The organism is Cetobacterium somerae ATCC BAA-474, from assembly GCF_000479045.1.
Classification (GTDB): domain Bacteria; phylum Fusobacteriota; class Fusobacteriia; order Fusobacteriales; family Fusobacteriaceae; genus Cetobacterium_A; species Cetobacterium_A somerae.
In genome coordinates this window covers 17,840-25,525 of the sequence record NZ_KI518077.1, presented here as the reverse complement: position 1 = coordinate 25,525, position 7,686 = coordinate 17,840, and the positions used below count along the sequence as shown (strand labels likewise).

The window sequence follows — 7,686 nt, the reverse complement described above, 5'->3', positions numbered from 1 at the left end:
TTATAATTACCTTTTGTACTGATAGAAAAACCGATTATGTTGATTTTTTAATAAAAATAACTGAATTTTTTAATAATTCTAAAAATGAAAAATTTCTTTATTCTCTTAATCTTGATGATATTTATAAATTAATAAATAATTTATAATAATTTTTCTAAAATCTAAATTCATAAAAAAACCTGAGATTTTCTCAGGTTTTTAATTTTAACAGCTATCTAAAGATTGATGTATCTCCTGCTCCACCTAGGTCTTTATAGTAACTTTCCAAATCTTCTAACATTTTATTCTTTAGTTTTTTTATAAAGTCAGAATCTATCTTTTGCCATAAGTAAAAGCTAAATCCAATATTTTTAAGATCTTTTCCATAATAGATAAATCTCTTTCTTTCAAACTTCTCAAAAGGATTAACTATGATATTTCTTGTTATCTCTTTATCACTATTTAAATACTCAGCTGTATATGGACATGACTTTTTATCCACTGGTAATCCATCTTCCAAACGCTTTCTATAGTAACTTATGTAATCAGCTTTAACCTTTTCAAAATCAGCTTCTCCATCTTTTTCAAGATTTTTAATTAAAGCCAATATAAATATTATTTTATACGAAAGGCTATAACTTCCCTCCTCTATAAACTCCCAAAAATCATCTAAAATAGTAGTTTCATCTCTTTTTTTAAGATTTTTTAAAACTCTTATCTCTTCAACTCTTTCAGGTTTAAATTTATAATAACTAACCCTTCCTAATTTAGTTGAATAATCAGGAACTATTTCTCCTTTTTTTATCCAAGCAGTTATAGTATCTGTAGAAAGAAATAACTCTCTAGCAAGTTCTTCAGAACTTATATAATCTCCATAGATGCTTTCAAAAGTTTCTATATTAACCTCTTGTAAATCCATCTCTTTTTCCAAAAGATGTTCCAGGTAAATCATCTCTCCATTCCAAGATCTAACTCCTGTTAAAACATCTCCAAAAGGTGAGTACAGTGGATTTTTAAAAAGCGAGTTAGCTGTCCAAGGTATAGATGAAAAAGAGTAATTATCAACTACATCTATAAGATATAGCGCTTCCTTGTTCTCAGCTCTTCGTGTTCCTCTTCCAAGTTGTTGATAATAGATTACTTTTGACATTGTAGGTCTAGCCATAACTATCACAGAAGTCTTTGGAGCATCCCATCCTTCTGATATAAGTTGACATGAAGTAAGAAATCTAATCTCTCCATTTAAATACTTTTCAATATTTTTTTGTGAGTCACTATCTTTTCCAGAAACTGCAGCAGCACTTATACCTCTTTCATTAAGTAGTTTTGCCATCATCGATGCATGAGCTACATTAACACAAAATACTATTCCTTGTTTTGTAGAAAGTCCATCTACATCTTTACCAAAATATTTATCTATTGTATCAGCTATAAGTTCATTTCTAGAAGCAATAACAATCTTTTTTTCTAAATCTCCTGAGATATAATCTTTTCCATTAAATCTAACTTCAGATAGATCTATATTACTTTCTAATCTAAAGATTCTAATAGGACAACAAATCTCTTTCTCTATAGCTTCTTTTAAAGTTAGATTAACCTCTGTTGTAGAAAAAATTGATTCTAATTTTTTCTTATCAAGACGCTCTTGAGTAGCAGTCATTCCTAGTAAAAAATCTGCATTAAAATATTTTAATATTTTTGCCATACCTGGAGCAACACTGTGGTGAGCTTCATCTATAACTATATATTTAAAGTCTTCAGGATTAAATTCATTTTTTCTATTTATAATTCTAGAATATGTTGAAACATAAATCTGTTGCCCTATAGAATCCCCAACTGAATTTTTAGAAAAAGTTGTAATTAAATTTTTTATCCATTGATTTTTTAAAGCTAGAGTTGGAACTAGTATTAAGACTTTAGCTTCTGGTTTTTCCTGGAGAAATAGTTTTATATCCTCCTCTGCTATAGTTGATTTTCCAGTTCCAGTTGGAAGAACTATAACTGTTGATTTTATACCATCTTTTCTCATCTCTTGCAATTGATTAAGAGTTAAGTTTTGATGCTCATAAAGTTTATATTTTCTTTCTTGAACTAATAACCTTTGAGGAATAAACTCCTCTCTGTTTCCTAAGTAAATCTTCATCTCTTCAACCATTCTATCTTTAAACTCAATCTCGTTAGTTGAAAATCTAAAAACTTTATAGCTTTGATAAACCAACGCATTTTGTCTTTCAATCTGTTTTATATATTTAGATAAACCAGTTTTCTGTGGATGATGATAACTTTCACCATTTTCTTCTATTACAACCTTTTCATTTAACTTTTCTACAACATAATCAGCAAAAATATTTTCACCATTAAATCCAACTAGCTGCTCCTCTTTTGAAAGAAGATCATAGCTAGCCTCTCCATAAAGTTCAAAGAAAACAGTTTCAAAGTGATGCTCAAGATAAGATGCATCAACTCCAGTACGTCCAATATTTTTAGTTGGAACTAATGGAATCTCTAAAGTTTTATCTAAAATCTTGCATAGGTTTTCTCTATTAAAATTTTCATTACAAAATCTATATAAAAATTTATATTTTTTCATAAATTGATTCTGAAGGTTTGTATATTCTCGATATGAAAAAACACCACTGCTATCAATCTCAGTTATATTAAAATCTAAAATTACAATAGCATCTAATATTTCATTATGATAAACCTTAGAGCAGATATCATCTCTATGATCATAATAATTTATAGTCTTTATTTCTTGAAACCCTAATCTCTCCATTGATTCCCTCCTGTATTCTAGATAAAGTATACATCAGAAGACTAGAGTCTACAAGAACAAGTTAAGTCTACTTATGGAATTTTTAAAAAGAATAATGACTGATTAGTCATTTTTTTATTGCTTATTTTCAGGAAAAGGTGTAAACTAACTACCAAGACTGAAAATAAAGGAGTAAATTTAAAAAGTAAAATATGAGTGAAAAAAATATGACGTTAAAAGATGGAAATATAAAGAGTTTACTATTAAAATATTCTATTCCAGCAATAATAAGTATGTTAGTAAGTGCTTTATACAATGTAGTTGACAGAATTTATATTGGAAATATGCCAGAAGTTGGAACATTAGCTATAACAGGAGTAGGAGTTACATTACCATTAGCTAATATAGTTTTAGCTTTTTCAATGTTAATAGGGATAGGAGCTACAGCAAATATCTCTATAAAATTGGGAGAGGATAAAAAAAGAGATGCAGAAAAAATAGTTGGACATATTATTACATTGTCTATGATTTTAGGAATAGGAATAACAATACTTGGAACTCTTTTTATGGAACCGATATTAAAAAGCTTTGGAGCTAGTGATATAACATTTAAATATGCCAAAGATTATATCAGTATTATTTTATATGGAACTATATTTAATATAATGGGTTATGCTTTAAATAATATTATTAGAGCTGATGGAAGTCCAAAAATTTGTTCGGCTATAATGGTTTTTAGTTGCTTAGTAAATATTATTTTAGATCCAATATTTATATTTGCACTGAATTTAGGAGTAAAAGGTGCTGCTTATGCCACTATATTTTCTCAAATTGTGACACTAGTTTTATCATATGCTTATTTTAAAAGTAAAAGGTCAGATTTGAAAATAAAAAAAGAGTATTTTTCTTTGGATTTAAATATTATAAAACTTATTTTGTCCATTGGAATATCCCCATTTGTAATGCAATTAGCTACAAGTATGGTTCAAGTAATAAATAACAATGCTTTAAAAACTTATGGTGGAGACTTAGCAATTGGAGCTATGACAACAGTTAATGCAGTTGCTCTTCTTTGTTTTATGCCTGTATATGGAATATCTCAAGGAGCTCAACCAGTTATTGGATATAATTATGGAGCAAAACAGTTTGACAGAATGAAGGAAGCTCTTAAAATATCTATGGGAGTTGGAACTTTAATATTTTTTGTAATACTGTTTTTTATGGAAAGTTTTCCAATTACAATAGTTAAAATGTTTAATAATGACCCAACGATTATAAAAATGTCAGTAGAAGGAATGAGAATATACCTAATTGCAATGCCAGCAATAGGATTAGCAATGGCTGGAAGTAACTACTTTTTAGCTGTAGGTAAAGGAAAAATAGCTATGTTTTTAAGTTTATTAAGACAAGTTATTTTATTAATTCCGTTAATAACAATCTGCTCAAAACTTTTAGGATTACGAGGAATATGGTTAGCTCAACCAATAGCAGATACAATAAGTTCTGTTATAACAGTTATAATGCTAAAAAGAAATCTGCCAAAGAAAGTGGTAGTTTAGAATACATTATATTTTTTAAAGGATTTCAATATTTTTTTAGTATATTTCTACAACTATATTAATTAGGAGGTTTAGAAATGATACTTTTTTATAAAAAAAATTCAAAAGAATCTGAAGAGGTTATTGAGATTTTGAAAGACTTTGAAAATGTCAAATATGTAGATGTTGAAGAGAATAAATCACTTGCAGAAGAGTATTCAGTTAAAGTATTTCCAACTTTAATTGTTTCAACAGATGACGATATTAGTGAGGAAAATGTATTTGTTGGATTAAAAGAGATTGAAAGTTTTCTTGAGGTTGAAGAAGAAGATTTTTAATATTTAATTTCTTGTAAAATAAAAAAGGTTCTTTCAATTAATATTAGAAAGAATCTTTTTTTGTTATAAAATGATAGTTAATTTTTATTTTCAAAAAATAACTTTTTGGAAATAGGTTTAGAAAAGAGGTAGCCTTGTCCTACAGAGATACCATTTTTTTTTAAAAATTCTAATTCTTCCTGAGTTTCTATTCCTTCTGATACCATTTTTAAATTTAAACTTTTTATGACTTTAATTAAACTTTCGTACATAATTTTTCCTTTTTTACTTTTGCTAACACTTTCTAAAAGTGTTCTATCGAATTTTACCGTTTGAATATCTAAAATTGGCAAAATAGCTGCGGTTGAGTGTCCTGCTGTAAAGTCATCTAGTGATATATTTATCTTATTATCTCTAAGTTTTTTTATTTTTTCCATTAACTCTTTTAAATCAGAACTAAAAATGCTTTCAGTTAATTCAATTTCTATATTTTTTCCATTTAAACTATATTTTTTTAAAAGCTTTAAAACTCTTTCAACGACATCTTTTTTTTCTAAAGTTAACATTGAAAAATTAAAAGATATTACAAAATCATCTTTAACCTTACCTGTAGCAACCCATTCTTTAGAGATTTTAATAGCTTCTTCTGCGACTTTAAAATCAATTGTATCGATTATTTTTAATTCTTCGGCGATTGGGATAAATTCATTGGGATAAATTTCACCTAATATTTTATTTTTCCATCTTGCTAAAACTTCAGCACCAACAATTTGACTTGGATCATCTAAAGAAACTTTAGGCTGAATTAATACATAAATTTCTTCGACACTTTCTTTTAGTCTAGTTTTTAATATTTTTAAAATATTATTATATTCTGTATTTTTTAAAAAGCAGTAAAATTCATCTCCTGATATTCTAAATATATTATTCTCTCCAAACTCATCTCTGAACACTTTTTTTAAAATGCTTGCATATTCAACCAGAACTTTATCTCCAATGTGGTGACCATATGTATCATTAACTTCTTTGAAATTATCTAAGTCTATTAAAATTGCAACCCCTGTTTTTAAATTGTTTTTTAAACAAAATCTATTGTATTCACTTCTATTAAAAAATCCAGTTAAAGGATCAAATATTTCATCTCTTACAACTTCTTTATCAACAGTTTTAAAAAGTAAAACTGCACTCATAGCTGTAAATAATGATGAGGCAACAATTGCCAAATTTTCTTTCATTTTAAATTTCCCCCATGCTAATTTTATTCTAATGTTATTATATATTATAAAATCATTTTTTCAAAATAGATTTATACTCTGAAATATTATGTTATTTCTAGAATAATATTACAATCTTGTTTAAAGAAAACATATTAATATAGAAGTATTTTCAAGATGTTGTGTAAAATAAAAAAATTATCAAAAGAGTAACATATGATACATATTTTATTTTCATATTAAGGTAAAATTCATTTTAGATAGTTTTAATTTTATTTAATAAAAATTGAGGTGAAATAAAATGAATGTAATAAGAAATATGGAGTTCAATAAAGTTATAAATTTGGAAGATTTAGTTCCTTATGGAGAAAAAACGATAAATAGTATGATGATTGCTTTAAAAAATTCTTTGAATTCAGCTGTTTTTGCTTTTGATAAAGAAGAGATGTTAAGTGAACATAGTGCTCCAGCAGATGCTTTAGTTTATGTTTTAGACGGAGAGTTAGAAATTTCTATAAATAAAATAGTTCATAAAGTAAAAAAAGGCCAGATGATATTAATGCCTGCAAATATACCTCATGCTTTAAAAGCTTTAGAAAAGGCTAAAATGTTATTGATAATAGTAAAAAAACACGAAGAGATTGGTGGGTTTGTAAATTTAGAGTATTCAAAAGAACTTTTAATGAAAGATGTAGTGACTGGATTTAAAGGTGGAGTTGTCAGTAAAAGAGTTTTAAATTTAGAGAATCTAACGTCATTAATGTTTGCCATATCTGAAAATGAAGAGATTGAGCATAATAAAACTGAAGGTGAACTGCTAATTTTAAATTTACATGGAGAGCTAGATATAGCTATTAATAATCAGAAAGAGATTTTAAAAGAGGATCAAATTATAGTAATCCCTCCCAATGTTCTGTATGAAATAAAAGCTAAAACAGATAGTAAATTTCTGTTAATTGAAATTAATTAGATTTAAAATAAACATATAAAATTACCCCTTACTTATATTTAAGTAGGGGGTAATTTAAATTTACAATTATTTAGATAAATATTTATAAATACCTCTTATCCAGTTATCAAAATACATATGCTCAGAAGACATAACGTCATACATTTGAGGAGCAATAGTTTGGAAGTACTCTTTAAAAAGATCTAAATCTAAAGCCTCCATTCCTGTTTGTCTTTTAATTTTTAAAAACATTTTTCTAACGTCATTAGGAGAATATCCTGTATTCTTTTTTCCTAAATTGATAGGTTCGTTATTTTTTTTAAGTTTATTTTTTTGACAAAGTAAAAAAGCAGCGTGCTTCACAGCAAAAACTCTATCATTTAAAGCTAATTTAATTACAAGAATTTTTATAAAAAAATACTCCTCATCATTTAAATCGTAATCTTTAATTTTATCTAAAGCTTCTAATCTAGTTTTATAAGATAACTCATTTTTCAAATCTTTTATAATTGTTTCCATTTATTTTCTCCTAGGTATATTTTATCAATATAGAATTTTTAAGACTATAGAGTATTATATAACTTTTTTCAAAGAAGCACAATATATATTAAACATTTTTGATTAATTTAGAAAAAATAAAATTTTCAAACTTTTTTTTAGAAAAAAAACGTCTAAAAATTATAATAATAGTTAGAAGGTAGAAAAGAATTTAAAAGTTTTAAAGTAACAAAATAGCCATCACACAGTTTCAAAGATGTTTTAATTTTTAAAAAATGAAGAAAAATAGTATTTTAATTAATTTTAACAAATCGTGAAGTTGTTTTTCTAACTATTATATGAGGTAATAGATTTAAAGTCAGTAAACTGTTTTACTATTAAGAGATTTAAAAATTTTTTTAAGAAAATGATTGAAAGTTTTAAAGTTATTCAAAGG

General features: G+C 26.2%; 6 protein-coding genes. 3 read left to right on the top strand and 3 right to left on the bottom strand.

What is annotated here, in order from left to right:
* Positions 1 to 211: 211 nt before the first annotated feature.
* Positions 212 to 2,755 carry a DEAD/DEAH box helicase gene (locus HMPREF0202_RS02035; protein WP_023051730.1) on the bottom strand — a complete coding sequence of 848 codons (2,544 nt, stop codon included), beginning with the start codon at positions 2,753 to 2,755 and terminating at the stop codon, positions 212 to 214.
* A 191-nt stretch (positions 2,756 to 2,946) separates the two neighbouring features.
* On the opposite strand from HMPREF0202_RS02035, the gene HMPREF0202_RS02030 reads away from it, so the two are divergent.
* Together HMPREF0202_RS02030 and HMPREF0202_RS02025 are read left to right on the top strand one after the other, a co-directional pair.
* The gene (locus HMPREF0202_RS02030; protein WP_023051729.1) at positions 2,947 to 4,293 is read left to right on the top strand and encodes an MATE family efflux transporter; all 1,347 of its coding nucleotides are present in this window, start codon (positions 2,947 to 2,949) and stop codon (positions 4,291 to 4,293) included.
* Positions 4,294 to 4,370: 77 nt separating this feature from the next.
* Positions 4,371 to 4,610, top strand: a complete 240-nt coding sequence (locus HMPREF0202_RS02025) for a thioredoxin domain-containing protein (protein WP_023051728.1) — start codon at positions 4,371 to 4,373, stop codon at positions 4,608 to 4,610.
* 77 nt (positions 4,611 to 4,687) lie between these two features.
* On the opposite strand, the gene HMPREF0202_RS02020 is transcribed toward HMPREF0202_RS02025, so the two are convergent.
* Positions 4,688 to 5,824, bottom strand: a complete 1,137-nt coding sequence (locus HMPREF0202_RS02020) for a bifunctional diguanylate cyclase/phosphodiesterase (RefSeq protein WP_023051727.1) — start codon at positions 5,822 to 5,824, stop codon at positions 4,688 to 4,690.
* Positions 5,825 to 6,104: 280 nt separating this feature from the next.
* Here HMPREF0202_RS02020 and HMPREF0202_RS14915 point away from each other — a divergent pair, with 280 nt between their 5' ends.
* A complete protein-coding gene (locus HMPREF0202_RS14915) occupies positions 6,105 to 6,773 on the top strand; it encodes a cupin domain-containing protein (RefSeq protein WP_023051726.1) in 669 nt (222 codons plus the stop codon).
* 66 nt (positions 6,774 to 6,839) lie between these two features.
* Here HMPREF0202_RS14915 and HMPREF0202_RS02010 read toward each other — a convergent pair whose 3' ends face one another.
* Positions 6,840 to 7,271 carry a hypothetical protein gene (locus HMPREF0202_RS02010; protein WP_023051725.1) on the bottom strand — a complete coding sequence of 144 codons (432 nt, stop codon included), beginning with the start codon at positions 7,269 to 7,271 and terminating at the stop codon, positions 6,840 to 6,842.
* Positions 7,272 to 7,686: the final 415 nt, after the last annotated feature.

Bases quoted from the DNA above. Each gene is read 5' to 3' on its own strand.
- HMPREF0202_RS02035 (WP_023051730.1), bottom strand. From the start codon at position 2,755: ATGGAGAGATTAGGGTTTCAAGAAATAAAGACTATAAATTATTATGAT.
- HMPREF0202_RS02030 (WP_023051729.1), top strand. From the start codon at position 2,947: ATGAGTGAAAAAAATATGACGTTAAAAGATGGAAATATAAAGAGTTTA.
- HMPREF0202_RS02025 (WP_023051728.1), top strand. From the start codon at position 4,371: ATGATACTTTTTTATAAAAAAAATTCAAAAGAATCTGAAGAGGTTATT.
- HMPREF0202_RS02020 (WP_023051727.1), bottom strand. From the start codon at position 5,824: ATGAAAGAAAATTTGGCAATTGTTGCCTCATCATTATTTACAGCTATG.
- HMPREF0202_RS14915 (WP_023051726.1), top strand. From the start codon at position 6,105: ATGAATGTAATAAGAAATATGGAGTTCAATAAAGTTATAAATTTGGAA.
- HMPREF0202_RS02010 (WP_023051725.1), bottom strand. From the start codon at position 7,271: ATGGAAACAATTATAAAAGATTTGAAAAATGAGTTATCTTATAAAACT.